The following is a 24,730-nucleotide window of genomic DNA, read 5'->3' on the forward strand; positions in this document are numbered from 1 at the left end:
GTCTCCCCTACTCGGACTTGGCTTCCTGCTTGTCCTGCTCCTGCGTCTCGTCCTTCTCTTCCTTCTTCTCTTCCTTTTCGTCCGTCGCTTCCTCGCCGCCCTCTTCCTTCTCGTCTTCCTTGTCGCCTTCCTGTTCGCCCTTCTCTTCCTTGAGCGCGTCCTCGTGCGACTTGACGACCTCGCCGTCGCGGATCTCGCCGCGCCAGCCCTCGACCTCGTCCTGCTGCAGGACGGTCTGCGTCATCATGTGGCGTTTGATGTGCTTGAAGTCCGCGCGGAGTCGGCGTCCCTGGGCGCGCCAGAGGTTCGCGGTCTTCTCGAAGAAGCCGTCCGGGTGGTATTCGGCGACCAGCAGGATCCGCGTCAGGGTCGGCGCCAGCTCGTGGAAGGTCACCGTGCCGTCGACGTAGCCGTGCGGGGCCTTGGACTTCCAGGCGATCCGCTCGTCCGGGACCTGCTCGATGATCGTCGACTCCCAGGTGCGGTGGGACAGGAAGATCTGCGCCCGCCAGTTGAGCTTCTCGTCCGACTCCTGCTCGACGCTCTCGACCTTCTTCGTGAAGCTCGGGTAGTCGGTGAACTGAGTCCACTGGTCATAGGCGACGCGCTTCGGCAGCCCGACGTCGAACTGCTCGATGATGGTGGTGACCTTCGTCTTGTCGCCGCCGCCACCGTCCCCGTCGCCGCCTCCGGCCCCGATGACCTGTTTCGCCTTCTCCTTCACTCCGGCCATGCCTGCTCCGACGCCCGCCTTGAGCGGGGACTTGCCCTGGGCGAGCGCCTCCGCTCCGGCGGCCGCCGCCTTCGTGCCGGCGCCCGCGCCGTCCGCGGCGTCGTTCAGACGGTGGGCCAGGCCCTCGATCCTGCCGGTGGCCTTCTCCAGCGTCTGCACCATCAGCGCCTTGACGACCTCCCGGCCCGCGTCCTTCAGCTGCTGGACCGGAACGTCCAGCGCGTTCTGGGCGGTCTGCGCGGCCTGCTCGCTCGCGCGGTCCTTGGTGCCTGTCTCTGCCATGGTCACCACTTCGCTTCATCGACGTCCCTCTTGAACGGCATAGCCGACGAGCCAGGGACGAAACGACGAAAACGCCGCTGAGCAGGAAGAACAAAAGATCTACCGATCCGTGAGGCGCGCCCGGGTCCTTGATCGCTTGTACGATCCGGTGGGATTTGCCGCGCTGAGCCCCACGGGAGTGGTCCATGTCGTTACGTCCGCCGCCGCTGCTGTTCGTGCACGGCTTCTGGTTCGGTTCGTGGTGCTGGAGCGAGGTACTCGCCCGCGTGACCGGCGCCGGTCACGTCGCGCACGCCGTGGACATGGCGGGCCACGGGCTGCGCGCCCGCCGCCCGCGAAGCCTCGCCACCCGCCCGTTCGACCCGGACGAGATGGCCGCCGAGCCCTCGCCCGTCGCGGACGTGGGCCTCGACCAGGCCGGAGAGCTGCTGATCTCGCAGATCAGACGGCTCGGACGAGGCCGTCCGGTCACGGCGGTGGCCCACAGCATGGGCGGGGCGGTGCTCACACGCGCCGTTCAGGAGGTCCCGGAGCTGGTGGCGCACGCGGTGTACCTGACCGGGTTCATGCCCGCCTCCGGCGTCACGTCCGACACCTACGCGCGGAGCCCCGAGAACGCCGACAGCCTGGTCACGGCCTCGTTGGCGACCGATCCCGCGCGGGTGGGCGCCATGCGGCTCGACCTCGTCTCCGCCGAGGACGACTACCGCCGCCGGCTCCGGAAGGCGTTCTTCGACGACATCCCCGTGGACGCCGCCGAGGCCGCGCTCGGCCTGCTGACGCCCGACGGCCCGGTCGCGATGCTGCTCGGGACGACGCGGCTGACCTCTGACGGCTGGGGCTCCGTCCCCCGCACGTATGTCAGGTGCGAGCAGGACTGGGCGATCCGTCCGGCGTTGCAGCGGCGGTTCATCGCCGAGGCCGACGCGGCCTTCCCGGACAACCCGACGACCGTAGTGACGCTCGACTCGTCCCACTCGCCGTTCCTGTCGATGCCCGACCGGGTGGTCGACATCGTCACGAAACTGGACTGACGCGCGGCCTCAGCGGGACCGGGAGCAGGGCGGGCCCTCCTCGCGGCTCGACGCGCCCTTCTTGTACGCGCCGCACACCACGACGGCCTCCGGATGGTCCGCGAACTGGCGGAGCAGGACGAGCGTCTTGTCCATGGGCGGGGCGTTCGTGCCCTGCCCGTACGACACCCAGCCGGTGGCGCCGTCGAACGTGACGCCGCCGCGGAGCGCGACGACGGGGGCCTGGGGGAGAACCTCTCCGTTCGGCTGCCTGGCCTGGTTGACGGCCTGCGACAGGGCGTGGAAGGCGTCGTAGGACACGGCGGAATGACCGTCCTGGACCCAGGGGTCGGCGCCCTTCGTGGTGCGCTTCACGAACGCGGTGTAGGCGTCGACGAACTCGCGGGTCTTGTCGCTGGCGCGCGGGTCCGTCGCGGGCAGCCGGTGCGCGGAGTAGTACAGCCGCAGCCAGCCCTTGTCGTTGAAGGCGCCGGTGAGGGCGACGTTCGTGAGCTCGTTCCCGCCGAGGACGGTGACGTCGTCGGCGGTGCAGGTGCCCTGGGTGTCCATGGCGTCGATGAAGGCCGTGAAGTCGCGGGCCCGCGCCGACCAGTACACGACGGTCGCGGGCTCCGCCCTGAGCGCCCCGCACAGCGCGCGTGCCAGGTCGTCCGCGCTGGACATGGTCGTCGCGTTGGTCGTCAGCCCCCGCTGGAAGAGGCCCTCCTGGTTGAAGTCGAACACCTGGGTGCCGCCGGGGAACGCGGTGCGGAACTTGTCGGCGAGGCTGCGGCTGTAGAGGTCGGCCGAGCTCTCGATGACGAGGGCCTGGCGGGCGGGGGAGCAGCCGTCGCCGGAGCCGGGCGCGGCGACGATGTTCCGCCCGCTCGCGAAGTCCGCCTCGATCCGCGCCTCGGTCGAGTTGGACGGGGTGAACGGCCAGTAGCTGAGGCTCGCGTTGCCCGCCGACATCTCGTCGGCCGTCGCGGTGGTGCCGATCGTGGGGATGCCCGCCTCGCCGAGCACCTCGAGCGCGTCCCGGGTCTCGCCGCGGCTCTGCGCGTACCCGAGGACGCCGACGATCCGCGCGTACGACGGGGTGCTCCTGTCGGCCGCCTGCCGCCGCACCTCGGCGACGAGCCGCCTCGCCTCCGGGACGGCGTTCGCGAACGACGTGCCCGTGGGCCTGACCTCCACCCGGAGCCCGACGACCCTGTCGTTGGACACCGTGATGTCGAGCAGCTTCCGCTGCCACATCGCGATGCCGCGCAGCTCCGGGATCGTGCCGTCGAAGCGCGTCTCGTTCTCGTCCTTCGGGACGCTGGACTCGAACGCCACCACGGTCCGGATGGTCTTGCCGTCGGCGGCGGCCTTCTCCGCGCGCTTGTTCTGCTCGCCGATCTCCCGCACCGCCGCGTCGTACCAGCCCTTGGGGTCGGTCGGCGTGGGAGCGGTCCGGGTGGCGAGGGACGCGGTGCCGCCGACGCAGCTCCGGTCGCCGAGGACCTGCCGTGCGATCAGCCCGCCGGCGGCGCCCCCGACCAGGAGGGCCGCGCAGGTCATGATCGCGGCGGGGACCATCCAGCCGAACCTGAACCTGCGCGGCGCGACCTTGCGCAGGTCGAGCCCTCGCTTCCCCAGCGCCTCGGTGGAGAAGGACACGAGGACGGGCGGGCCGTCCTTCTCGGAGAGACGGGCGGCGGCTTGGGCGAAGCCGGTCTCGGCCGGGTCGCCGAGGTCGTCGAGCAGGGCCTGGGACGGCAGCCCCACGGCCACGATCAGCGGGCCGGGCGGACGGGCCGTGGCGGCCGCGTTGTGGGCCGAGCGCAGGAAGCGCTCGGCCGCCCGGGAGCCGTCCCGGCCGGGCGGCGGCAGTTCCACCAGGATGACCGGGCGGGACGTCCGGCGGCGCCGCCGGGGCAGGATCCCGCCGACCGCCGGGGTGCGCAGATCCTCCAGCAAGGCGCGGAAGAGGAGCTGGTCGAGCTGCTGGAGCGCTTCCTGGTGCTCGGGGTCGTTGCGTAACTGCGAACTCCACACGGCGCCCACGGTGTCCATCACGCGGTACAGGTTCTTGCCGCCCGCGGCGATCCGTTCCGCGCCCAGCCAGCGGCGGATCACCCTGCGGGACGTCCAGCGCGCCCACAGCCATTTCGGCAGCCGCTGCACGAACGAGAGCCAACTGATCCGCATCAGGAAGCCCATGAGCCCGTCCGGGTTGGGGCCCTCCATTCTGGTGAAGGCCAGCGGGCCGCCGCGCTGGGCCCGCTGCTCGCTGGCGTGCCGCCGCAGGTGGCGGGCCTGCGGGCCGGTGCGCCAGGCGTCCCGGTTCCCCCGGATGAAGGCGATGAGGTCGCGCATGACCAGGAAGTTCGGGAACCGGTCGGGCGTCATGTGCTGGGGCGTGCCCGTCATCAGCCGGAACCCGGCGGTCTCGGACAGCAGTTCGGAGTCGTCCTCGGCCGACAGGTGGGCCAGCGGCACGAGGTTGCCGTTGTCGGTGAGCGCCGTCCGCAGTTCCCTGACGACGCGGTCTACGCCGTCCGGATGCGCGGACTCGGGCACCCGCAGTATGAACAGCGGCGGGCTGGTCGCGAGGCTCGACCGGTTCCGGTACTCGGGCGCCACCGCCGTCGGGAAGTCGAGGACGAAGTCGCCGGCCCGGTCGTCGGGGAAGCCCGTCGAAGACTCCTGAGCCCGGTTGTCGGGAGAACCCATCGAAGACTCCTCTGCGGAAACTCGGCCGGAGGGAGAACCGTCCGCCTCCGTGACGATCATCCGCGCGTCCATGTCCCCAATGGACGCTCCGGGCTGCGGCAGATAATGCCACAGCGGAGTTCTCACCGCAGATCAGCGGCGGGGGCCGTCGGCTTCGATTCTAATGATCATTTTTTTCGAATGGTTTCGGATAGACGGATTACCCCTTCGGTGGTCGGCCGGATCGCCGATCCGCCCCGGTCGGACGCGGGAGGCGCTCAGCCGGATCACACGTCGGCGGGGCCGATTGCGGCGGCGTCGCGGAGGGCGCGCCGGGCGCGGTGAATTCCGGTTCCGTGACCATTTCCGTGGTGCGCGGGCGCGGCAGGCCGACGTTGATTCTTGACCGCGTTGGTGAGCCACGGCTCCCAGGGCACCGCCGCCTCCACGCGTCTGGCCGCGAACGCCGCGCCCGCCTGGTCGGAGGTCATGTTGACCCGCGTGACGTCCCTCGCATCGGCCTGGCCGAGGCCGCGGCCGCCTGTATTTGAACTCTAGGTACAGAACGGTGTAGCGTTCCGCCCATGGCACGGCCAAGGCAGTTCGACGCGGAGGTCGCCGTCGACCGGGCGATGGAGGTGTTCTGGCGGAAGGGATACGCCGCCACCACCCCCCAGGACCTGGTGGACGCGCTCGGCATCGGCAAGGGGAGTCTCTACAACGCGTTCGGGAGCAAACGCGAGCTCTTCGAGCGGGCGCTCCGCCGGTACCGCGACAGCCAGACCGTCGCCCTGGTGGAGAGCCTTGAGGGTCCGGGGCCGGTCAAGGAACGTCTCCGGAGCACGTTGCTGGCCCTGGTCGAAATGGACCTGGGCGACCCGGATCGCCGCGGCTGCATGGCGGCGAACACCGCGACGGAACTCGCGGGGGTGGACGAGGAGGCGACCGAACTCGTCCGCCGCATGATCGACCGCACCGAGGGGGCGTTCCAGGCGCTGATCGAGGAGGGGCAGCGGTCCGGGGAGATCGATCCCGGTCGTGACGCCGCCGCGCTGGGGAGCCTGCTCATGAACATCGCGGTGGGAATGCGCGTCCTCGGCCGCGTCGCCGAGGGGCCGGAACGGCTCCTCCGGGTGATCGACGCGACCATCGACACCCTCTGACCCAGAACCGACCTCCGAACCGACCTCCGAACCGACCTCGAACTGATCCCGAATCCCGGCAGGTCCGGGCTTTCGCGTGCCCTGATTTTGTACCTGTAGTTCAAGAAAAGGATCGTCATGAACCTTGACCTCGCGTCCAAGACCGCCGTCGTCACCGGAGCGAGCCGCGGCATCGGGCTCGCCGCCGTCCGGACGCTCGTCGCCGAAGGCGTCGCCGTCGCCGGGGCCGCCCGCACCATCACCCCCGAACTGAAGGAGACCGGGGCCCTGGCCGTCTCGGCGGACCTGAGCACCGCCGAGGGCGTCGCCGCCTTCGTCGGCACCGCCCGCGCCGAACTGGGCGGCATCGACTTCCTGGTGAACAACGTCGGCGCTGGAGACGACGTCCGACTCGGCGGTTTCCTCGACACCGACGACACCCAGTGGACGCGCGTCTTCGACCTCAACCTGCTCAGCGCGGTCCGGGCCAGCCGGGCGGCCCTGCCCAGCCTGATCGAGCGTCGCGGGTCGATCGTCAACGTCTCGTCCATCAACTCCCGGCTGCCCGCCGCCGCGCCGGTCGCCTACAGCGCCGCCAAGGCGGCCCTCGCCGCGCTCGGGAAGTCCCTGGCCGAGGAGTTCGGGCCGCAGGGGGTGCGCGTCAACACGGTCTCGCCCGGAGTGGTCCGCACCTCCATCTGGGAGGACCCGGAAGGGTTCGGAGCCAAGGTCGCGGCTGCCAACGGGGCGGAGCACGGCGCGTTCCTCAAGCAGATCCCCGCCGCCTTCAACATCACCACCGGACGCGTCACCGAGGCGGAGGAGGTCGCGTCCCTCATCGCGTTCCTCCTCTCGGACGTCGCGGGCAACATCACCGGTGCCGATTACGTGATCGACGGCGGCACCGTCAAATCCCTCTGAGTCAGCAGACGCACCGGAGACACCGCACGCGGGTGGGGGCGCCGCAATGGCGTCCCCACCCCCGCGGAACGGCGGACGCGCAGACTCGTGAAAGCAATTCCCCGCGTTGCGGATGATCACATGGATGTGCAGTTCACGGCTGCATAGCGCGAATTTATGACCAGATGTGATGGTCCGCGACCGTTCCAGAGATGCCAATCTCCTCCATAAGACGCGGCGGCCGTTCACGTGCCGCACGGCTCCCGAGCCCGTGCGCGCGGCCACGCCCGGCTCCGCCGCCGCGTCGGCCGCCGCCCCGACCCCGCGGGGCGGCCTCACCCCCCGCCCCTATGGAGGCATGCGGCTGTGAAACGCAGAAACCATCTCCTGGTGACCGTCACGGTCACCGCGCTCGCGGTCACGGGCATGGCGGCCCCCGCCATGACGTCCACCACGAGCGGTCAGAAGCCCGGCGCGGATCCGAAGGCGGCCGCGATCACGTCGGCGGACCGGCTGATCGCCGCGAACGCCGCCGACCTGCACACCGGAAAGGACGAGAAGTACATCCGGACCCAGGTGATCAGCACGCCCTGGGACCAGTACTACGTCGCCTACGAGCGCACCTACCGCGGGCTTCCCGTGGTCGGCGGCGACTTCGTGGTCGCCACCGACGGGCAGGGCCGCGTGCGCACCCTGTCGGTGGCGCAGCGGCGTCAGATCACCGTCGCCACCACCCCGAAGGTCAGCGAGACCGCGGCGGCCGGACGCGCCCGCGCCGCGCTGACCAGCCCGGATGCCGCCGCGCCCAAGCCGCGCCTGGTCGTCTACGCGCTGGGCACCCCGCGCCTCGCGTGGGAGACGGTCGTGTCCGGACGCGACGGCAAGCAGCCCAGCCGCAAGAAGGTCTACGTCGACGCCCGGACCGGCAAGCGGTTCGGCGAGCAGGAGCTCGTCTACGCGGGCACCGGCACCGGCATCTGGGAAGGGTCGAACCTGACCTTCGGAACGACCCAGTCCGGCGGCCAGTACTCGATGCGCGACCCGAACCGGGCCGGGATGTCCTGCGCCGACTACAGCGGCAACCGGGTCTTCACCGGACCCGACGACGTCTGGGGCAGCACGTCCAAGACCGACAAGGAGTCCGGCTGCGTCGACGTCATGTACGCCGCCGCCGGTTTCTGGGACCTGCTGAAGACCTTCGGCCGCACCGGCCTGCGGAACAACCAGTGGGCCCCGGCGCGCGTCGGCCTCAACGCGGTCAACGCGTACTGGAACGGCACCGACGCCCAGTTCGGCCACAACAACCGCAACCAGTGGATCACCTCGACCGACGTCGTGGACCACGAGTTCGGCCACGGCCTGGACAACTTCACCCCCGGCGGCATGTCCGGCGGCGGGACCCAGGAGTTCGTCGGGGACGTCTGGGGCGCAGCGGTCGAGGCGTTCCTGAACAACCCGGCCGACACCCCGGACTACACCGTCGGCGAGCTGGTCAACCTCACCGGCAGCGGCCCGATCCGCAACATGTACAACCCCTCGCAGGTCAACAACGACCCGAACTGCTACTCCAGCTCCGTCCCGAACATGGAAGTCCACAAGGCCGCGGGTCCAGGCAACCACTGGTTCTACCTGCTCGCCGAGGGCTCCAACCCCGGCGGCGGCAAGCCGACCAGCCCGACCTGCAACAACAGCCAGGTCACCGGCATCGGCGTGCTGAACGCCGCGAAGATCTTCTACAACGCGATGCAGCTCAAGACGTCCGGCACCAGCTACCCCCGGTACCGCGTCCTGACGCTGACCGCGGCGAAGAACCTCGACAAGACCTGCGACCAGTTCAACAAGGTCAAGGCCGCGTGGGACGCGGTCAGCCTCGGCGCGCAGTCCGGCGAGCCGACCTGCACCCCGGGCGTGAGCGACTCCACCGCGTACACGGTGGGGGGTGGCTCCCCAAAAGTAGTGGCGTCGCCTGACATCAATGTCGAGAATGTCAAGGCGCACCTGCAGCAGTTCCAGACCATCGCCAGCAGCAACGGCGGAACCCGCCGGTCGACGGGCGCGGGCTACCTCGGTTCGGTGTCCTACATCGAGGCGAAACTGAAGGAAGCCGGGTTCACCGTGGCCCGGCAGGCGTGCTCGTCCGGATGCACCAGCGGCGCGGGGCCGAACCTCGTCGCTGACTGGCCAGGCGGCAATGACGGCAACGTCTACATGTTCGGCGCCCATCTCGACAGCGTCGCGGCCGGTCCCGGGATCAACGACAACGGCACCGGCTCCGCCGCACAACTGGAAGTCGCGCTGCAACTGGCCCGGACCAAGCCCACCATGGTGAACCACGTCCGGTTCGCCTGGTGGACGGACGAGGAGCAGGGCCTGCGCGGCTCGAAGTTCTACGTCGGCCGCCTGTCGGCCGCCGACAAGTCGAAGATCAAGGGCTACTTCAACTTCGACATGGTCGGCTCGCCGAACCCGGGCTACTTCATCGACGACATCAACTCGCCGCTGGCGAAGAACCTCAAGGAGTACTTCGACTCCATCAACGTCCCGACGGAGGAGGTCTCCGAGTGCTGCAGTGACGACGGGTCGTTCCGCAACGCCGGAATCGCCACGACGTTCCTGTTCACCGGAGCCCCGGCGACCAAGTCCGCCGCCCAGGCGCAGAAGTGGGGCGGCACCGCGAACCAGGCGTTCGACCGGTGCTACCACCAGTCCTGCGACAGCTATCCGAACAACATCAACACGACCGCGCTCGACCGCTGCTCCGACGCGATCGCCTACGCCCTCTGGAAAGTGGCCGTGGGCGCCCAGCCGGGCAACCGGCGAGGCTAGGCGATAGCCCGGACGTGCCCGGTCCAGCCCTTCCCCCCCCGGGGGCGGGTGCCCGGACCGGGCACGGTTCCGCCCGGCGCGAACGGTCAGCGGGCGCGCTTCCCGGAGACCGGCGAACCGGTCTCCGGGACGGCCTCGTGCGTGCGGAGGTAGGCGTCCAGCAGACCCGGCTCGGCGGCGTCGCGGAGGAGCCGGACGACGGCGGGGTCCGCCGGGGGCAGCGGCTCGGAGTTCAGGGAGTCGGCGATGACGCTCAACGCCGACACCGCGAGGTCGCACTGGCCGAGGGGCTCGATGAGGACTCCGTACCGCTGCAGCGAGGCCGGGGACAGGCGCCGCCGCACCAGGTCGGCATGCTCGTCCTGCTGCCGGACCGGCCGGGTGTGGGCCACGCGGATGAGCGGCCCCTCCGGGTCGCGGAGCTGCCGGATCTTCTCCAGGCAGTGGCGGCCGACGCCCCGCTCCTGGCGCAGCGTCTCCTCCGGCACGGCGAGCACCTCGTCCAGGGTCCTGAACCCCTGGCGGGCGAGGAGGTTGTAGACGCGGACCCCGAGGCGGGACTGGACCTCCGTCAACGGGATGGGGGTCTCCGGGGTCGGCAGATGGCTCCACCCCTCGACGTCTCCGGCGTCCAGGACCGTGCGCACCTGGTCCTGGAGGTCACGACCATCGAGCGTCAGCACCACCCCGTCCTGGACGCGGTACACGATGGTGCGCTCGTCCCGGGGCCAATGGCCGTCGAAGGCCGCGACGAACGAAAGGGAACCGAATTCCCCTTGTTCCAGGTACTTCATGGCCCGGTTCAACGCCTCGGTCAGGTCGGAGCCGAGGGGGATGCGCCCGTCTCGCGTCCAGTAGGCGTCCGCTGGTAGCGCGATCTCGTATTCGACTGCCTTTTCGGCTGGCTGCGACTCCTCGTCCATGGGAACCTCCGGGTTCGGCCGCTGGCGGGATGCCGCACAGCGTAGCGACGGGGTCGCCCTTCGCAGTCGCGTTCGAGGTATTTCGCTCGGCGGTCGTCTATCGTCCCTGCCAGACCGGGGGGCGCTTCTCCTTGAACGCGAGCGCGCCCTCGCGGGCGTCGGCCGAGTCGAAGACCGGGGCGAGGATCTCGCCCTGGCGCCGGAACGCCTCGTCGAGCCCCCAGCCGGGCGCCTCGGTGACGATCCGCTTCGCCGCCGACACGGCCAGCGGCGCGTTCGCCGAGACCGCGCGCGCGAGATCCCGCGCCACCCGGAGCGCCTGACCCGGCTCGGCCAGCCGGTTCACGAGCCCGTAGGCGTGCGCGTCCGCGGCGTTGATCGGTTCGCCGGTGAGCAGCAGCTCCAGGGCGCGGCCGCGCGGCAGGTGCTGGGTGAGGCGGAGCGCCCCGCCGCCCCGGGCGACCAGCCCGCGCTTGACCTCGGGCAGGCCGAAGACGGCGGTCGAGGACGCGACCAGGAGGTCGCAGCAGAGCAGGATCTCGAAGCCGCCGCCGAGGGCCCAGCCCTCCACGGCCGCGATCAGGGGCTTGGCGGGCGGCCGCTCGACGATCCCGGCGAACCCCCGCGAGGCCGAGCGGGCGGCCTCGCCGCGGGCGAACGCGTCGAGGTCGAGCCCGGCGCAGAACGTGCCGCCCGCGCCGGTGAGCACGCCCACGCGCAGGGCGTCGTCGTCCTCCAGCCGGTCCAGCGCGGCGGAGACCGCCTCGGCGACCGCGCGGTCGACCGCGTTGCGCTTCGCGGGACGGTTCAGCGTGATCGTGAGGACCCCGTCGCACGCGTCCAGCAGGACGACGTCACCGGCTTCCTTCTCCATGTGTCCTCCTCGGGCGTCCCTGACTGGCCGCATGTTATTCTATATCAAGAACAGCGTTCAACGAGGGAGCCGTGATGTCGACGACCGGGGTGTCCGAGGAGACGGCCGCCATCCTGAGCGGCCTGGAGGGCTTCCTCCGCGCGGAGGTCTTCCCGCTCCACGAGGAGTACGCCGCCGTGCTCAACGACCAGCGCGGCCGGTACGACGAGACCGGGCGGCACGTCGACCGCGTCGAGGAGCTGCGGCGGCGGGTCCGCACGGCGTCGGCGGAGGCCGGCTTCTTCACCATGACCGTCCCCGAGGACCTCGGCGGCGGCGGCCAGGGAGCGGTCACCACCTACGCCGCCTGGGAGCTGGTCTACCGGCTGAGCGGGCCGCACCGCTGGCTCGCCCACGACGTGCTGGCGCACTGGGCGACCGGTCCGAGCTTCGTGTTCGGGCTGGTCAGCGCGGACGTCCGCGAGCGGGTCCTGCCGGGCCTGATGTCCGGCGAGAAGTCGATGTGCTTCATGATGTCCGAGCCCGAGGCGGGCTCCGACGCCTGGTCGATGCGGACCAGGGCCGTCCCGGACGGGTCCGGCGGATGGCGCCTGACCGGCACCAAGCAGTGGACGACGAACGGCCCCTACGCCGACTACGGCCTGGTCTTCGCGGTGACCGACCCCGACGCGCTGGCCCGCCGCAGCGGCGGCGTGTCGGCCTTCCTCGTCGACACCGGCGCGCCCGGGTTCCGGGTGGACAGCGTCATCAGCCTGTACGGCGAGAGCGGCGGCAACCACGCGATCATCTCGCTCGACGACGTCCACGTGACGCCCGAGCTGCTCGTCGGCGAGGAGGGGCAGGCCGCGGGCATCGGCCTCGGCGGGATCAGCCTGGGCCGGATGTACAACTGCGCCAAGTCCGTCGGCCTGGCGCGCTGGGCGCTCGACCAGGCCCTCGACTACGCGGCCGAGCGGCGCTCGTTCGGCAGGCTCCTCGCCGAGCACCAGGGGGTGATGTTCCCGCTGGCCGAGTGCGCGACGTACGTGCACGCCGCGCACGTCCTCGGCCTCGACACCGCCGCCCGGATCGACGCCGGTGACCGCGCCCTCAAGGAGTCGGCGATGTGCAAGATCCTCTCCACCGAGATGGCGACCCGGACGATCGACCGGGCGATGCAGACCCTGGGCGGGATGGGGATCACCACCGAGATCGGGATGGCCGAGGCGTGGCACATGATCCGCACCGTCCAGATCGCCGACGGGTCCGCGGAGATCCTGCGCAGGCTCGTCGCGGGCCGCCTGCTCGCCGGTGACCGCGACCTCTGACGGACCCGGGTCTGACGGGCCCGGGTCTGACGGGCCCGGGTCTGACAGGGCCGGGTCTGACAGGGCCGGGTCTGACGGGGCGGAGTCTGACGAGGCGGAGGAGGGCGGCGCGTTCTGGAATCATCTTTCCCGGTCAGACGGAGCCGATCTCCGGAACGAAACTGACCCGTGCGGCCCGCGAAAGGACGAGACCCATGGCCGATGACAAGGACCGCGCGCCCGCGGTGACGCGCGCCTTCACGGTGCTCGACGCCCTGGCGCAGCGCGGACCGTCGGTGCTCGCCGACATCATCGAGACGACCGGCATCAACAAGAGCACGGTCTTCTACATCCTGCGCACCCTCACCAACCTTGAGGTGGTCGACTACGACGAGCGGACGCGCACCTACCGGCTCGGCCCGGCCCTGCTCGAACTGGGCGCGGCGGCGAGCAGCCAGTTCGGCGAGCTGTCCCTCGCCCGCCGCTACCTCAGCGAACTGCTGGAGAAGCTGCAGGCCACGATCGTGATCTACCGGCGGGTGAGCGCCGAGGAGATCTCGCTGCTGGACAAGCTGGAGCGTCCGAACCGGGTCCGGATCACCCTCCAGCCGGGGGAGCGGATCCCGATCCAGGGCGGCTCGTTCGGCCGCGCCTTCCTCGCCTACGAGAGCCCCGAGTCCCTTGAGGTCATCCTGCGGCACGGGCTGCAGGCGTTCACCCCGAAGAGCCTCACCGACGTGGAGGCCTTCCGGAAGGAGCTCGGCCTGGTCCGCGAGCGCGGCTGGACGGTCGACCACGAGGGCTACGCGCTCGGCATCTCCACGGTCGCGGCCCCGGTGTTCGACGCCGAGGGCCGGGTCACGCTGGTGGTGGCCGCCGTGGGCTTCTCCAACCTCATCGACGACGAAACCGCCGCCGAGTACGGCGCCGAACTGCGCCGGGTCTGCGACCGGATCGGCGAGGTCAGCGTGCAGTCGCGGCGGCTGAGCAGCTAGGAGGCGGCTTGCCCGCGACGATCCCCCCGGCCGGACGGCCGGCCGGAGAGCGGGCGCTCGGCGGCGTCCGCGTGGTGTTCCCGGCGGCGCTCGGCCCGGTGCCGTTCGCCGCGATGCTCCTCGCCGACCTCGGCGCCGAGGTGGTCCGGATCGACCGCGCCGGAGCCGCCGGGGTGATCGACACGGCGCTCGCCGACGACCCGCGCACGCGCGGCCAGCGCTCGATCGGAATCGACCTCAAGCATCCGCGCGGGCGCGCGGTCGCGGTCCGGCTCGCGGCGTCCGCGGACGTCCTCCTGGAGGGGATGCGGCCGGGGGTGATGGAGCGGCTGGGCCTCGGACCTGCGGATCTGCACGCGGTCAACCCAGGGTTGGTCTACGGCCGGGCGACCGGCTGGGGGCAGGACGGACCCCTCGCGCAGACCGTCGGGCACGACATCAACTACATCGCGCGCTCCGGCGCGCTGCACCCGATCGGCGACCCGGACCGGCCGCCCGCCGTCCCGCTGAACCTCGTGGCCGACTTCGGCGGCGGCGGCGCCTACCTCGCGCTCGGCGTGCTCGCGGCGCTCGTCCAGCGCGGCCGGACCGGGCGCGGGCAGGTGGTCGACGCCGCCATGGTGGACGGCGCGGCGTCCCTGACCACGATGATCCACGGCATGCTCGGGTCGGGCGCGTGGCGTCCGGAGCGGGGCGCGAACCTGCTGGACGGGTCCGCTCCCTTCTACCGCGCCTACCGCACGGCCGACGACCGGTACGTCGCGGTGGGCGCGATCGAGCCCCCCTTCTACCGCGCGCTCCTGGACGGCCTCGAACTCGACCCGGACGACTGGCCGCAGCACGACCGGTCCCGGTGGGCCGCGCAGCGGACCGCGCTGGCCGAGATCTTCGCGTCCCGGACCAGGGCGGAATGGGGGAAGCGGTTCCACGGGACCGACGCCTGCGTGACGGCGGTGTCCACGCCGGACGAGGCGGCCGCCGACCCCGAACTCGCCGCCCGCGGCGTCTTCGTCGACTGGGACGGCCTGCGCCAGCCCGCGCCCGCGCCCAGGCTCTCCGCGAGCCCGCCGGTCGCCCGGCCCCGGTGCGGGCAGGCGGCCGACACCGCCGAGATCCTCGCGGAGCTCGGCCTTGGCCGGGACGAAGCCGACGAGTTGCGCGCCGCCCGCGCGGTGTTCGCCGCGCCCGCCCTTCCTTGACCCTGGCGACCGGCCGCTCGTATTCTATGAAGAACTGAGTTCTTTATAGTGAATGAGTAGGTCGATGCCTTCACCTGAGCGCCCCGATCGCGGCGGTGCCGAAGAGTACCCCGGATTCGCCGTCTCGGTCACCGCCGGCGTCCTGGTCGTCCGGCTCGACCGGCCCGAGGCCGGCAACGCCCTGAGCCGCCGGATGCGCGAGCCGATGGCGCGCATCTGGGCGCGCGCCAACGCCGACGACGACGTCCGCGTCGTGCTCCTGACCGGCACGGGCGACCGGCACTTCTGCACGGGCGCCGACGTCAAGGAGATCGCCGAGACCGGCGAGGTGCCGTCCGCCTCCGCGCGGCGGGAGCCGATCGTCTGGTCGCCGCTCGGCGGCGGCGTCCGCAAGCCGGTGGTCTGCGCGGTCAACGGCGTCGCCGCCGGGGGCGGGCTGCACTTCGTCGTCGACTCGGACGTGGTGATCGCCGCCGAGCACGCCGCGTTCATGGACACCCACGTCAGCGTCGGCCAGGTCGGGGCGGTCGAGAACATCGGCCTGACCCACCGGCTGCCGTTCGGCACGGCGATGCGGATGACCCTCCAGGGCTCGTCGTTCCGGCTCGACGCCGCCCGGGCATACGCGCTGGGGCTGGTCGACGAGGTCGTCCCCGCCGCCGAGCTGCAGTCGACCGCCTTGCACATCGCGTCCTGCATCGCGGCGAACTCGCCGCGCGCGGTCGAGCTGTCCCGCGCGCTGCTGTGGGAGTCGCTGGGGCGCCCGCCGCACGCCGCCGCCGAGGAGGCGTGGCGCACGGCGCAGCGGCACTGGTCCCATCCAGACTTCCTGGAGGGCGCGCGTGCCTTCGCCGAGAAGCGCCCGCCGAAGTGGACGGTGAGCGTGGACGGTGAGCGATGACCGCTGAACCCGGGGACGTCGAGACGTTCCGCGCCGAGGTCCGCGCGCTGCTGGACGGGATGGGCGACGCCCTCGACCCACGCCAGTTCTTCCACGGCCGCGGCGGCGCGACCCGCGACCTCTACCGCGAGCTGGGCCGGCGCGGCTGGCTCTCGCTGGGCTGGCCCGGCGAGGACGGCGCCGTCCCCGCGACGCTCGCCCACGAGTTCGCGCTGTGGGACGAACTCGCCCATGCCCGCGCCGCGCGTCCCGACCTCGCCGCCGGGATCGTCGCGAAGACCCTCGTCGTGCACGGGACCGAGTACCAGAAGGCGCGCTTCCTGCCCGGCATCGCGCTCGGCGACGTCTCCTTCGCGCTCGGCTACTCCGAGCCGGAGGCGGGCTCGGACCTGCGCGCGGTGCGCACCCGGGCCGTCCGCGACGGGGACGTGTACCGGGTCACGGGGGAGAAGCGCTGGACGTCCGACGCCCACCACTCCGACTACCTTTGGCTGCTGTGCCGGGCCGAGGGCGTGGCCGACGGCGACCCGCACACGCTGCTCATCCTCGACCTGCGGGCCCCCGGCGTCGACATCAGGCCGATCGAGACCATCGACGGGCACCGCCTCAACGAGGTCTTCCTCGACGACGTGGTCGTGCCGGTGACCGACCGGGTCGGCGCGGAGGGCCAGGCGTGGCGGCTGATCCGGGAGGCGCTGGCGGTCGAGCGGCATCTGATGGTGCTGCCCGGCCGCGTCCGCCGCGACCTGGAGAGCCTGGTGGGCTGGGCGCGGGAGCACGGCTTTCTGGACGACCCGCTGCTGCGGGATCGCGTCGAGCGGCTCACGGTCGACGTCCAGGCCGTCGAGGTGCTCGCGGCCGAGGCGCTGGCCCGCGCCCTGGACGGCGCCGACTGCACCGCCGAGGCCGCGCGCGTGAAGCTCGTCGGCTCGCGCGCGACCCAGGAGATCGCGCGGGCCGCGCTGGAACTCGGCTACCTGGAGGCCACCCGCCGCGACGACGACCTCGCCTTCCTGTGGCGCGAGTCGATGATGGAGACCCTGGCGGGCGGCTCGTCGGAGATCATGCGCGGCGTCCTGGCGCGCGCCGAGTTCGGGCTCGGTGGCCGATGACCGGCTCGTTCGTGGAGGTGGTGCGCGCCCGCGCGGAGCAGACCCCGGCGGACCCCGCCGTCGCCGACCCGGCGGCCGAGTGGAGCTGGGGCGACCTGTGGCGGCGCGCCCGGGAGATCGGCGCCGCGCTGGCCGACCGCGGCATCGGGCCCGGCGACCGCGTCGGGACGGCGCTCGACCCGAGCGCCGAGCACCTCGCGGCGCTGATCGGGATCATGGCGACGGGCGCGGCGGCCGCGCCGCTGAACGTCAAGCTCGCACCGGCCGAACTGGACCTGTACCTGGACGCGGTCCGGCCGTCCGCGATCGTCGTCGGCGACGGGCACCGCCCGGCGGCGTCCGCGCCGTCGTACCCGAGCGTCGAGCTGGTGGGGGAGGCCGGGTCCTGGCAGCCCCGCGCGGTCCCGGGGGACGCTCCCGCGATCGTCTTCGGGACCGGCGGGACGACCGGGACGCCGCGCGGCGCCGTCTGGACGACCGCCGGACTCGCCGCCTACCTCCCGTGCAGCGCGCACGTCCTCGAAACGCGCCGCACCGACGCCGAGCTGTACTTCGCGCCGTTCTTCCACGTCGCGCTCGCCACCTGCGCGTTCGCGACGCTGTACGCCGGGGGCCGGTTGGTCGTCGAGCCGCGCTTCGACGCGGGCCGGGCGGTGGACCTGCTGCTCACCGGCCGCGCGAACCGGCTGTTCGGGCCGCCGACCGCGCTCAACCGGATCCTCGGGCATCCCGCGTTCGACCCGTCCCGAACGGGGCACGTCCGCGCCGTGCTGTTCGGCTCGACCGCGGCCGAGCCCGACCTGCCCGAGCGGCTCCGCCGCGGCTTCGGCGGCGCCACGCTGATCACCGGCTACGGCGCCACCGAGGTCGGCGCGGTGTCGCGGCTGCGCTCCTGGGAGGACGGCGGGCGGATGAGCGGGATCGGCCGCCCGGTGCCCGGAGCCGAGCTGCGGATCGTCGCCCCGGACGGCGCGCCCGTCGCGCCGGGGGAGGTCGGCGAGCTGGTGATCCGCGCGCCCTGGCAGATGGCGGGCTACCTCGTCGGCGGGGAACTGCGGCCCGTCCCGGCGGAGGGCGTCCGCTCGGGCGACCTCGGCGCCCGCCGCCCGGACGGCGTCGTCGAGCTGCGCGGACGGCTCAAGGAGCTGATCATCACCGGCGGCGAGAACGTCTTCCCGAGCGAGGTGGAGCGGGTGCTGTGCGAGCACGCCGACGTGGCGCAGGCCGCCGTCGTCGGCGTCCCCGACCCCGACTGGGGCGAGCGGGTGGAGGCGGTGGTGGTCCCCGTGTCCCGAGCTTTCGATGATCTCGTCGGCGTCCTCGGCCGCCACTGCCGGGAGCGGCTCGCCGGGTACAAGGTGCCGAAGCGGATCGTCGTCCGCGACGCGATGCCGCTGACCACCGCCATGAAGATCGACAAGCGTGCGCTGAAGGGGTGGCTCGATGAGCACTGACTGGCCCTACTCCCAGGAGCAGCGCGATTTCCAGGAGACGTTGGCGCGCGTCTTGGCGGACCTGCCGGAACCGGAGTCCGAGCCGGTCTTCCCCCGCGCCAAGTGGGCCGCGATCGCGGAGGCGGGCGCTTTGGCGCTCACCGCGCCCGACCTCGGCGCCGGGGCCATGGACGTGGTCGCGGCGGGCGACGCGCTCGGCCGGGGCGGCTGCCCCGGCCCGTGGTGGCAGACCCTCCTCGTCCTGGACGCGCTGCCCGCCGACGACGCCGAGGCGGTGATGGCGGGGGAGCTGGTGCCGGCCGCGGGCACGGCCTCTGCGATGCCGTGGGGCGTGAGCGCCGACCGGCTGTTCGAGCTGGGCCGCTACGACGAGGCGGGTTGGCGCGTCCGGCCGGTCGCGCTAGGGGAGGGGCGCGAGGAGTGGGTCTCGCTCGGCCATGAGCCGGTCGTCGCCGCCGACCTCGTGCCCGCGGGCCCCGAGGTACTGGTCGGGCCGGGCGCCGCGCTGCTCGCCCGGCTCGGCCTGGCCGCCTACTTGGCGGGCGCGGGCCAGCGGGTGCTGTCCGACGTCGTCGTCTACGCCGGGCAGCGCACCCAGTTCCGGAAACGGATCGGCGACTTCACGGCGGTCGCTCACCCGCTGGCCGAGGTCGACGCGCAGGTCCGGGCGGCGGCGCTGCTGGCGCGCCGCGCCGCCCACACGCTGGACGGCGCGGACGACCCGCGCGCGGCCGGGTTCGACGTGCACGTCGCGCTGCGGGCGGCGGCGCGGGCGTCCCGGCAGGCCGTCTACCAGGCGCACCAGACCTACGGCGCGATCGGCTTCTCGCTCGAAGGGCCGCTGTCCTGGCTCGGGCAGCGGGTCGCCCAGTCGGCCACCGAGGCCGAGCGGCTCGCCCGTGAGGTCGGCCTGATACCGGCCGCCTGAGCGGCGCCGAACGAAAGAGGCGCGACCCGTGCCGGGTCGCGCCTCTCTGGTGTCTTCCGGCCGGGTCAGCGCGGCGCCATGCGGATCGCGCCGTCGAGCCGGATCGTCTCGCCGTTGAGGTAGCCGTTGGAGAGGAGCTGGACGGCGAGTTCGGCGTACTCGCCCGGGTCGCCGAGCCGCTTCGGGTAGGGCACCGTCGCGGACAGGGAGGCGCGCGTCGTCTCCGGCAGCCGGGCGAGCATGGGCGTGTCGAAGATGCCGGGCGCGATCGCGTTGACCCGGATCCCCCGGGAGGCGAGGTCGCGGGCGGCGACCAGCACCATCCCGTGCACGCCCGCCTTGGACGCCGAGTACGACGTCTGCCCGATCTGGCCGTCGAACGCGGCCACCGAGGCGGTCAGCACGATCGCCCCCCGCTCGCCGCCCACGGGGTCGTTGCCGCTGAGCGCCCGCGCGCCCAGCCGGAGCACGTTGTAGGTGCCGATGAGGTTGGTGCGGACGACGTCGCCGAACGACTCCAGCGAGCCGGGCCGTCCGTCGCGGTCGAGGATCCGCACCCGGTCGCCGCCGCGCCCCGCGCAGTGGACGACCCCGTGCACGCCCCCGTGCCGCTCCCGCGCGGCGTCGAACACGGCGGTCATCGCGGCCTCGTCGGTGATGTCGGCCTCGACGAAGGGGATCGCGGCCGCGTCCGCCGCCCGCGGCCGCAGGTCGGTCCCGACCACGGTGGCGCCGCGGTCGAGCAGCAGCTCGGCGGTGGCCCGGCCGAGCCCGGACGCGGCCCCGGTGACGACGAAGGTGGACGACTCGATCTTCACGCTGTGTTCCTCATCGGTTCTGGGAAGGGGGTGCGGGGGCTCGGGCCGTTCACGACCAGCGCTCGACGAGCGTGGCGTTCGCCATCCCGCCCGCCTCGCACATGGCCTGGAGGCCGAAGCGGAGGTCGTTGTCGCGCAGGTGGTGGACGAGCCGGGTCATCAGAATGGCCCCGGACCCGCCGAGCGGGTGCCCGACCGCGATGGCGCCGCCGAGCGGGTTGACCCGGGCCGGGTCGGCGCCGGTCTCGCGCTGCCAGGCCGCGACCACCGAGGCGAACGCCTCGTTCACCTCGAACGCGTCGATGTCGCCGATGGCGATCCCGGCGCGGTCGAGGAGCTTCCGGGTGGCGGGGATCGGCGCGGTGAGCATGGTGACCGGGTCGTCGCCGACGACGACGCCGTGCCGGAACGCGGCCAGCGGGCGCAGCCCGAGCTCGGCGGCCTTTCGGTCGGTCATGATCAGCAGCGCTCCGGCGCCGTCGGAGATCTGCGAGGCGTTGCCCGCCGTGACGACGCCGTCGTCGCGGAAGGCGGGTTTGAGGGCGGCGAGCTTCTCCGCCGAGGTGTCCCGGCGGATGCCCTCGTCCGCGGCGAGGGAGCCCTCGGGCAGGTCGACCACCGCGAGCTGGTTCTCGAAGGCGCCCGCGTCGGTGGCGGTGGCGGCCCGCTCGTGCGAGCGGAGGGACAGCTCGTCCAGCTCCGTCCGGCTCAGCTTCCAGCGCTCGGCGATGGTCTCCGCGCCGAGGCCCTGGCTGAACGTGTCGGTGCCGTAGCGGGCCTTGACCCGCGGCCCGTACGGGGCGCCGACCGCCCGCGCCGATCCGATCGGGACCATCGACATCGACTCGACGCCGCCCGCGATCACGATGTCCTGCTGGCCGGAGGCGACGGTGGCGGCGGCGAAGTGCAGCGCCTGCTGGCTGGAGCCGCAGGCGCGGTCGACGGTCGTCCCCGGCACCGCCTCCGGCCAGCCCGCGGCGAGCGCGCCGAGGCGGCCGACGTTGCTCGACTGCGCGCCGATCTGCGTGACGCAGCCCCAGACGACGTCGTCGATCCGCCCCGGGTCGAGCCCGTTGCGTTCGAGGATCGCGGTCAGCACGTGCGCGGTCAGGTCCACCGGATGGACGCCCGAGAGGGCGCCGTTGCGGCGCCCGATCGGGGTGCGGACCGCGTCGACGATGACAGGTGTGGCGCTCATCCCGGACCTCTCGACAGGTTGTTCTGTATGTTGTTCACTGTTCTTACTGGTGAACAGATTAAGGCAAGGACGGCGGATGTCAATCGCGTTGAACACCGAGGAACGGGACCTCCAGGAGGCACTGCGCCGCTACCTCGACGCCGAGGTCGCGCCGCTGGTCGCCGACTACGAGCGGCGCCGCGAGTTCCCCTGGGACCTGCTCGGCGGGCTCTACGAGTTCGGATACGTGCGGGGCGCGGTCGCCCGCGAGCACGGCGGCGACGAGGTCAGCGCGATGGCGCAGGCCGTCCTCATGGAGGAGGCCGGGCGCTGCTGGGGCTCGCTGCGGACCACGGTGAACGTCCAGGGCATGGTCGCGATGCTGCTCAGCCGGGCCGGGACCGACGCCCAGCGGGCCCGGTTCCTGGACCCGATGCTGGCCGCGTCGCGGTTCGGCTGGTTCGCGCTCACCGAGGCGGAGGCCGGGTCGGACGCGGGCGCGCTGCGCTGCACGGGCCGCCGCGACGGCGACTCGTTCGTGCTCAACGGCCGCAAGATCTACATCACCAACGCGCTGCGCGCCGACTTCGGGATCCTGCTCGCGCGCCAGCTCGACGAGGACGGCAACGACCGCGGGGTCTCGGCGTTCCTGGTGGACGCCGCCGAGTCGCCGTACGGCGTGCACGACATCGCGCACATGCCGGTGCGCAGCACGACCAGTTGCGAGCTGGTCTTCGACGACGTCCGGATCCCCGCCGGGAACCTGCTCGGCGAGCCCGGCTCCGGGTTCGGGCTCGCGATGGCCGCGGTCAACCAGGGGCGGCTGAACATGGCGATGGGCGCGGTCGGCCTGTCGCAGGCGTGCCTGGAGGCGGCGGTCAGGTTCAGCCGGGAGCGCAGGCAGTTCGGCAAGAGCCTGGCGGAGTTCCAGCTCGTCCAGCAGATGGTGGTCGACATCGCGGTCGGCACCCAGACCGCCCGGCTGCTCGGGTACGACGCCGCCCGCGTGCTCGACGCGGGCGGGGACGGCCGCTACGAGTGCTCGATGGCGAAGTACTACTGCGGCGAGACCGCGGGACGCAGCGCGACGCTGGCGCTGCAGGTCCACGGCGGCGCGGGGCTGATGGAGGAGTTCCCGGTCGAGCGGTACTTCCGCGACGCCCGCGAGGCGACGATCCCCGAGGGCACCTCGCAGATCCAGGTCCTCCAGATGGGCAAGCATCTGCTCGGCCGGTCCGCGTTGCGCTGAGCGTTGCGCTGAGCGGACCGCCGAGATCGCCGGGCCCGCCCCCGTGGGCTACTTTTCCCAGCTCATCGCCCGTTTCGGGGTGCTCGGCGGCGCGCGCCGGCGCCCCCTGTGGCCGCTGTGAAAAGGGTGTCATCAGGTGGTTGACGTGCTCCGCCGACCTGGCTTACGTTATGCAGAACGCTGTTCTTGTGTGAGAACAAACCGCGAGAACATGCACCCACCCCACTGGAAACACGAACGATGGAGGCCCGCCATGGCGGTTGGAACCCGGTCTTTGGGGGTGAGCCTCGCCGCGGCCGTGCTGTGCCTCTCGGCCGGTGCGTGCGGCGGCTCGTCGGGGGACGGCGGCGACATCGTCGTCGGCATGATCGAGGACACCGCGGGCGGCACCGCGGCGACGTCCGCCGAGGCGACGCGCGGGATCGAGCTGGCGCTGTCGGAGATCAACGACGGCGGCGGGATCGACGGCAAGAAGCTGAAGCTCGTCCGTTACAGCGACGGCGGCGAGCCGAGCCAGTCGCCCGCGCTGGTGCGCAAGCTGGTCAACGCGAAGGCCCGGATCATCCTGATGAACTCCGGCTCCGCGTCGGCGGCGCAGGTCAAGCCGATCGTCCAGCAGGAGCACGTCGCGGCGATCTCGCCGACGAACATCCTCGGCGCGATCGCGCAGCCGCCGAACAACGGCTACTCCTACATCCTCGCCAACCCGGTGACCGACGTCGGCACCGTGTACGGCGCCGCGTTCGCCAAGGCCGGGTACAAGCGGGTCGCCGTCCTCACCGACGACTCCCCGACGATGGCGGGCCTGAACGACGCGCTGCTGCCGACCCTGGAGAAGGCGGGCGTGGAACTCGTCGCCAAGGAGAAGGCGCCGCTGAACGCGACCGACGTCACCACCCAGGTCAGCAGGCTGAGCCGGTCCAAGCCGGACGCGGTCCTCGTCTCCTCGCTCGGCGGCCAGCTGGAGGTGCTCTTCCAGAACGCCCTCAAGCAGGCCCTTCCCGACAAGCCGCGCTTCTCGCTCGCCTCGATCGGCAACCAGCCCGAGACCTGGGCGCTCGCCAAGCCGGGGACGCTGGACGGCCTCGTCTACGCGAGCGCGATCTCCTCGCAGAACACCCGGTCCAACGACCTCATCGCCAAGCTGAAGGCGCGCAACGGCGACAAGTTCAAGGCGCTCACGGCGTTCTCCGCGCAGGGCTACGACAGCGTCCACCTGATCGCGAAGGTGATCAAGGACGCGGGCGCGGACGCCGACTCGAAGGCGATCAACGAGGCGCTGCAGAAGGTCACCAAGTTCGAGGCGAGCTTCGGCGGCACCGGGTTCACGATGTCGTTCGGCCCCGACAAGCACATGGGCTCGGACGGGCTGTGCGGGATCGTCCTGCGCACCTTCGACGCGCAGAACCGGCCCGGCCAGAACTGGGCGACCTACCAGCCGAGCTGCGGCTGATGGCGGGCCGGCCGCTGGTCGTGATCACCGGGGGCGCCCGCGGGATCGGGCGCACCCTCGCCGAGGCATGGGTCGCGGACGGGGCCCGGGTGGCGCTCGCCGACCTCGACCTCGACCAGGCGAAGGCCACCGCCGCGGAGCTCGGCGGCGACGCCGCCCGGGGAGTGCGCTGCGACGTCGGCGACGACGAGTCGGTCCAGGCGGCGATGGAGGAGATCGCCGCCTGGGCGGGCCGGATCGACTGCCTGGTCAACAACGCGGGACTGCACCTGATGGCCTGGTCGCGTCCGGCGACCGAGATCGACAGCGCGGGGTGGATGTCGATCCTGTCGGTCAACGTCGTCGGCCTCGTCCGGTGCGCGCGGAGCGCCCGGCCCTGGCTGGCCGAGTCGCCGAACGCCAGCATCATCAACGTCTCGTCGGTGTCGGGCATCGTCCCCCGCGACGTGTACGGCGTGACGAAGCTGGCGGTGCGCGGCGTGACCACGGCGCTCGCCGCCGAGCTCGCCGCCGACGGGATCCGGGTGAACTGCGTCGCGCCCGGCCCGATGGACACCGACGCCGCGATGGCGGACCTGCCGCCCGCGCTGCTGGCCGACTTCATCTCGTCCAAGCAGCTGATCGCGCGGCAGGGCCGGACCGCCGACCTCGTCGGGCCCGCGCTCTTCCTCGCCTCGGAGGCCGCCGGGTTCGTCACCGGCGAGACCCTCACCGTCGGCGGCGGCTTCCCCCTGCGGATCTGACCTCCGATTGGCCGACCGCCCGCCC

Annotated in this window: 21 protein-coding genes; 14 read left to right on the plus strand and 7 right to left on the minus strand. The window is 72.3% G+C overall.

Annotated elements, in window-relative coordinates; genetic code table 11:
• Positions 1-7 precede the first annotated feature (7 nt).
• On the minus strand, positions 8-1,015 hold the full coding sequence (locus FXF68_RS34220; protein WP_148766690.1) for an SRPBCC family protein: 1,008 nt from the start codon (positions 1,013-1,015) through the stop codon (positions 8-10).
• A gap of 185 nt (positions 1,016-1,200) precedes the next feature.
• On the opposite strand from FXF68_RS34220, the gene FXF68_RS34225 reads away from it, so the two are divergent.
• On the plus strand, positions 1,201-2,049 hold the full coding sequence (locus FXF68_RS34225; protein ID WP_148766692.1) for an alpha/beta fold hydrolase: 849 nt from the start codon (positions 1,201-1,203) through the stop codon (positions 2,047-2,049).
• Positions 2,050-2,058: 9 nt separating this feature from the next.
• Here the strand turns inward: FXF68_RS34225 and FXF68_RS34230 are convergent, their stop codons facing one another.
• Positions 2,059-4,746, minus strand: a complete 2,688-nt coding sequence (locus FXF68_RS34230) for a type 1 periplasmic-binding domain-containing protein (RefSeq protein ID WP_148766694.1) — start codon at positions 4,744-4,746, stop codon at positions 2,059-2,061.
• Between the two features lie 266 nt (positions 4,747-5,012).
• Positions 5,013-5,216: a hypothetical protein gene (locus FXF68_RS34235; protein ID WP_148766696.1), complete on the minus strand. Its 204-nt coding sequence runs from the start codon at positions 5,214-5,216 to the stop codon at positions 5,013-5,015.
• 93 nt (positions 5,217-5,309) lie between these two features.
• Here FXF68_RS34235 and FXF68_RS34240 point away from each other — a divergent pair, with 93 nt between their 5' ends.
• The 3 genes from FXF68_RS34240 to FXF68_RS34250 all read left to right on the plus strand — a co-directional run bounded on the left by FXF68_RS34240 (position 5,310) and on the right by FXF68_RS34250 (position 9,593).
• Positions 5,310-5,888 carry a TetR/AcrR family transcriptional regulator gene (locus tag FXF68_RS34240; protein WP_148766698.1) on the plus strand — a complete coding sequence of 193 codons (579 nt, stop codon included), beginning with the start codon at positions 5,310-5,312 and terminating at the stop codon, positions 5,886-5,888.
• Between the two features lie 117 nt (positions 5,889-6,005).
• A complete protein-coding gene (locus FXF68_RS34245; protein WP_148766700.1) occupies positions 6,006-6,788 on the plus strand; it encodes an oxidoreductase in 783 nt (260 codons plus the stop codon).
• 369 nt (positions 6,789-7,157) lie between these two features.
• Positions 7,158-9,593, plus strand: a complete 2,436-nt coding sequence (locus FXF68_RS34250) for a M28 family peptidase (protein ID WP_222870215.1) — start codon at positions 7,158-7,160, stop codon at positions 9,591-9,593.
• Positions 9,594-9,679: 86 nt separating this feature from the next.
• Here the strand turns inward: FXF68_RS34250 and FXF68_RS34255 are convergent, their stop codons facing one another.
• Together FXF68_RS34255 and FXF68_RS34260 are read right to left on the minus strand one after the other, a co-directional pair.
• A complete protein-coding gene (locus FXF68_RS34255; RefSeq protein ID WP_148766702.1) occupies positions 9,680-10,516 on the minus strand; it encodes a DNA-directed RNA polymerase subunit alpha C-terminal domain-containing protein in 837 nt (278 codons plus the stop codon).
• 97 nt (positions 10,517-10,613) lie between these two features.
• The gene (locus tag FXF68_RS34260) at positions 10,614-11,390 is read right to left on the minus strand and encodes a crotonase/enoyl-CoA hydratase family protein (protein WP_148766704.1); all 777 of its coding nucleotides are present in this window, start codon (positions 11,388-11,390) and stop codon (positions 10,614-10,616) included.
• 74 nt (positions 11,391-11,464) lie between these two features.
• Here FXF68_RS34260 and FXF68_RS34265 point away from each other — a divergent pair, with 74 nt between their 5' ends.
• The 7 genes from FXF68_RS34265 to FXF68_RS34295 all read left to right on the plus strand — a co-directional run bounded on the left by FXF68_RS34265 (position 11,465) and on the right by FXF68_RS34295 (position 19,265).
• Entirely contained in the window at positions 11,465-12,697 is a 1,233-nt protein-coding gene (locus FXF68_RS34265) for an acyl-CoA dehydrogenase family protein (protein ID WP_148766706.1), read from the plus strand.
• Between the two features lie 194 nt (positions 12,698-12,891).
• Complete coding sequence (locus FXF68_RS34270; RefSeq protein WP_148766708.1) at positions 12,892-13,671, plus strand: IclR family transcriptional regulator; 780 nt, start codon at positions 12,892-12,894, stop codon at positions 13,669-13,671.
• Between the two features lie 8 nt (positions 13,672-13,679).
• On the plus strand, positions 13,680-14,870 hold the full coding sequence (locus tag FXF68_RS34275; RefSeq protein ID WP_281292245.1) for a CaiB/BaiF CoA transferase family protein: 1,191 nt from the start codon (positions 13,680-13,682) through the stop codon (positions 14,868-14,870).
• A 64-nt stretch (positions 14,871-14,934) separates the two neighbouring features.
• Complete coding sequence (locus FXF68_RS34280) at positions 14,935-15,771, plus strand: enoyl-CoA hydratase/isomerase family protein (protein WP_187438247.1); 837 nt, start codon at positions 14,935-14,937, stop codon at positions 15,769-15,771.
• On the plus strand, positions 15,768-16,883 hold the full coding sequence (locus FXF68_RS34285) for an acyl-CoA dehydrogenase family protein (protein WP_148766712.1): 1,116 nt from the start codon (positions 15,768-15,770) through the stop codon (positions 16,881-16,883). The genes FXF68_RS34280 and FXF68_RS34285 overlap by 4 nt, the downstream gene beginning before the upstream one ends.
• Entirely contained in the window at positions 16,880-18,337 is a 1,458-nt protein-coding gene (locus FXF68_RS34290) for a class I adenylate-forming enzyme family protein (protein ID WP_148766714.1), read from the plus strand. Before FXF68_RS34285 ends, FXF68_RS34290 begins: the two co-directional genes overlap by 4 nt.
• Positions 18,327-19,265 (plus strand): acyl-CoA dehydrogenase family protein, encoded by a 939-nt coding sequence (locus FXF68_RS34295; protein ID WP_148766716.1) that lies wholly within the window; start codon positions 18,327-18,329, stop codon positions 19,263-19,265. Before FXF68_RS34290 ends, FXF68_RS34295 begins: the two co-directional genes overlap by 11 nt.
• A gap of 65 nt (positions 19,266-19,330) precedes the next feature.
• Here the strand turns inward: FXF68_RS34295 and FXF68_RS34300 are convergent, their stop codons facing one another.
• Both FXF68_RS34300 and FXF68_RS34305 read right to left on the minus strand, forming a co-directional pair.
• Positions 19,331-20,083, minus strand: coding sequence for an SDR family oxidoreductase (locus tag FXF68_RS34300; RefSeq protein WP_148766718.1), 753 nt, complete (start codon positions 20,081-20,083; stop codon positions 19,331-19,333).
• A gap of 49 nt (positions 20,084-20,132) precedes the next feature.
• On the minus strand, positions 20,133-21,281 hold the full coding sequence (locus FXF68_RS34305; protein WP_148766720.1) for a thiolase family protein: 1,149 nt from the start codon (positions 21,279-21,281) through the stop codon (positions 20,133-20,135).
• A 76-nt stretch (positions 21,282-21,357) separates the two neighbouring features.
• Here FXF68_RS34305 and FXF68_RS34310 point away from each other — a divergent pair, with 76 nt between their 5' ends.
• From FXF68_RS34310 to FXF68_RS34320, 3 genes are all read left to right on the plus strand, one after another.
• Positions 21,358-22,509 carry an acyl-CoA dehydrogenase family protein gene (locus tag FXF68_RS34310; protein WP_148766722.1) on the plus strand — a complete coding sequence of 384 codons (1,152 nt, stop codon included), beginning with the start codon at positions 21,358-21,360 and terminating at the stop codon, positions 22,507-22,509.
• 253 nt (positions 22,510-22,762) lie between these two features.
• On the plus strand, positions 22,763-23,962 hold the full coding sequence (locus tag FXF68_RS34315) for an ABC transporter substrate-binding protein (RefSeq protein WP_187438248.1): 1,200 nt from the start codon (positions 22,763-22,765) through the stop codon (positions 23,960-23,962).
• On the plus strand, positions 23,962-24,705 hold the full coding sequence (locus FXF68_RS34320; protein WP_148766726.1) for an SDR family NAD(P)-dependent oxidoreductase: 744 nt from the start codon (positions 23,962-23,964) through the stop codon (positions 24,703-24,705). Before FXF68_RS34315 ends, FXF68_RS34320 begins: the two co-directional genes overlap by 1 nt.
• The last annotated feature ends 25 nt before the right edge of the window (positions 24,706-24,730 follow it).

Source organism: Actinomadura decatromicini (genome assembly GCF_008121305.1).
Classification (GTDB): Bacteria; Actinomycetota; Actinomycetes; order Streptosporangiales; family Streptosporangiaceae; genus Spirillospora; species Spirillospora syzygii.

Bases quoted from the DNA above. Each gene is read 5' to 3' on its own strand.
- FXF68_RS34280 (WP_187438247.1), top strand. From the start codon at position 14,935: ATGCCTTCACCTGAGCGCCCCGATCGCGGCGGTGCCGAAGAGTACCCC.
- FXF68_RS34230 (WP_148766694.1), bottom strand. From the start codon at position 4,746: ATGGGTTCTCCCGACAACCGGGCTCAGGAGTCTTCGACGGGCTTCCCC.
- FXF68_RS34245 (WP_148766700.1), top strand. From the start codon at position 6,006: ATGAACCTTGACCTCGCGTCCAAGACCGCCGTCGTCACCGGAGCGAGC.
- FXF68_RS34225 (WP_148766692.1), top strand. From the start codon at position 1,201: ATGTCGTTACGTCCGCCGCCGCTGCTGTTCGTGCACGGCTTCTGGTTC.
- FXF68_RS34320 (WP_148766726.1), top strand. From the start codon at position 23,962: ATGGCGGGCCGGCCGCTGGTCGTGATCACCGGGGGCGCCCGCGGGATC.
- FXF68_RS34240 (WP_148766698.1), top strand. From the start codon at position 5,310: ATGGCACGGCCAAGGCAGTTCGACGCGGAGGTCGCCGTCGACCGGGCG.
- FXF68_RS34315 (WP_187438248.1), top strand. From the start codon at position 22,763: ATGGCGGTTGGAACCCGGTCTTTGGGGGTGAGCCTCGCCGCGGCCGTG.
- FXF68_RS34260 (WP_148766704.1), bottom strand. From the start codon at position 11,390: ATGGAGAAGGAAGCCGGTGACGTCGTCCTGCTGGACGCGTGCGACGGG.
- FXF68_RS34290 (WP_148766714.1), top strand. From the start codon at position 16,880: ATGACCGGCTCGTTCGTGGAGGTGGTGCGCGCCCGCGCGGAGCAGACC.
- FXF68_RS34220 (WP_148766690.1), bottom strand. From the start codon at position 1,015: ATGGCAGAGACAGGCACCAAGGACCGCGCGAGCGAGCAGGCCGCGCAG.
- FXF68_RS34255 (WP_148766702.1), bottom strand. From the start codon at position 10,516: ATGGACGAGGAGTCGCAGCCAGCCGAAAAGGCAGTCGAATACGAGATC.
- FXF68_RS34235 (WP_148766696.1), bottom strand. From the start codon at position 5,216: ATGACCTCCGACCAGGCGGGCGCGGCGTTCGCGGCCAGACGCGTGGAG.
- FXF68_RS34295 (WP_148766716.1), top strand. From the start codon at position 18,327: ATGAGCACTGACTGGCCCTACTCCCAGGAGCAGCGCGATTTCCAGGAG.
- FXF68_RS34310 (WP_148766722.1), top strand. From the start codon at position 21,358: ATGTCAATCGCGTTGAACACCGAGGAACGGGACCTCCAGGAGGCACTG.
- FXF68_RS34305 (WP_148766720.1), bottom strand. From the start codon at position 21,281: ATGAGCGCCACACCTGTCATCGTCGACGCGGTCCGCACCCCGATCGGG.
- FXF68_RS34285 (WP_148766712.1), top strand. From the start codon at position 15,768: ATGACCGCTGAACCCGGGGACGTCGAGACGTTCCGCGCCGAGGTCCGC.
- FXF68_RS34265 (WP_148766706.1), top strand. From the start codon at position 11,465: ATGTCGACGACCGGGGTGTCCGAGGAGACGGCCGCCATCCTGAGCGGC.
- FXF68_RS34270 (WP_148766708.1), top strand. From the start codon at position 12,892: ATGGCCGATGACAAGGACCGCGCGCCCGCGGTGACGCGCGCCTTCACG.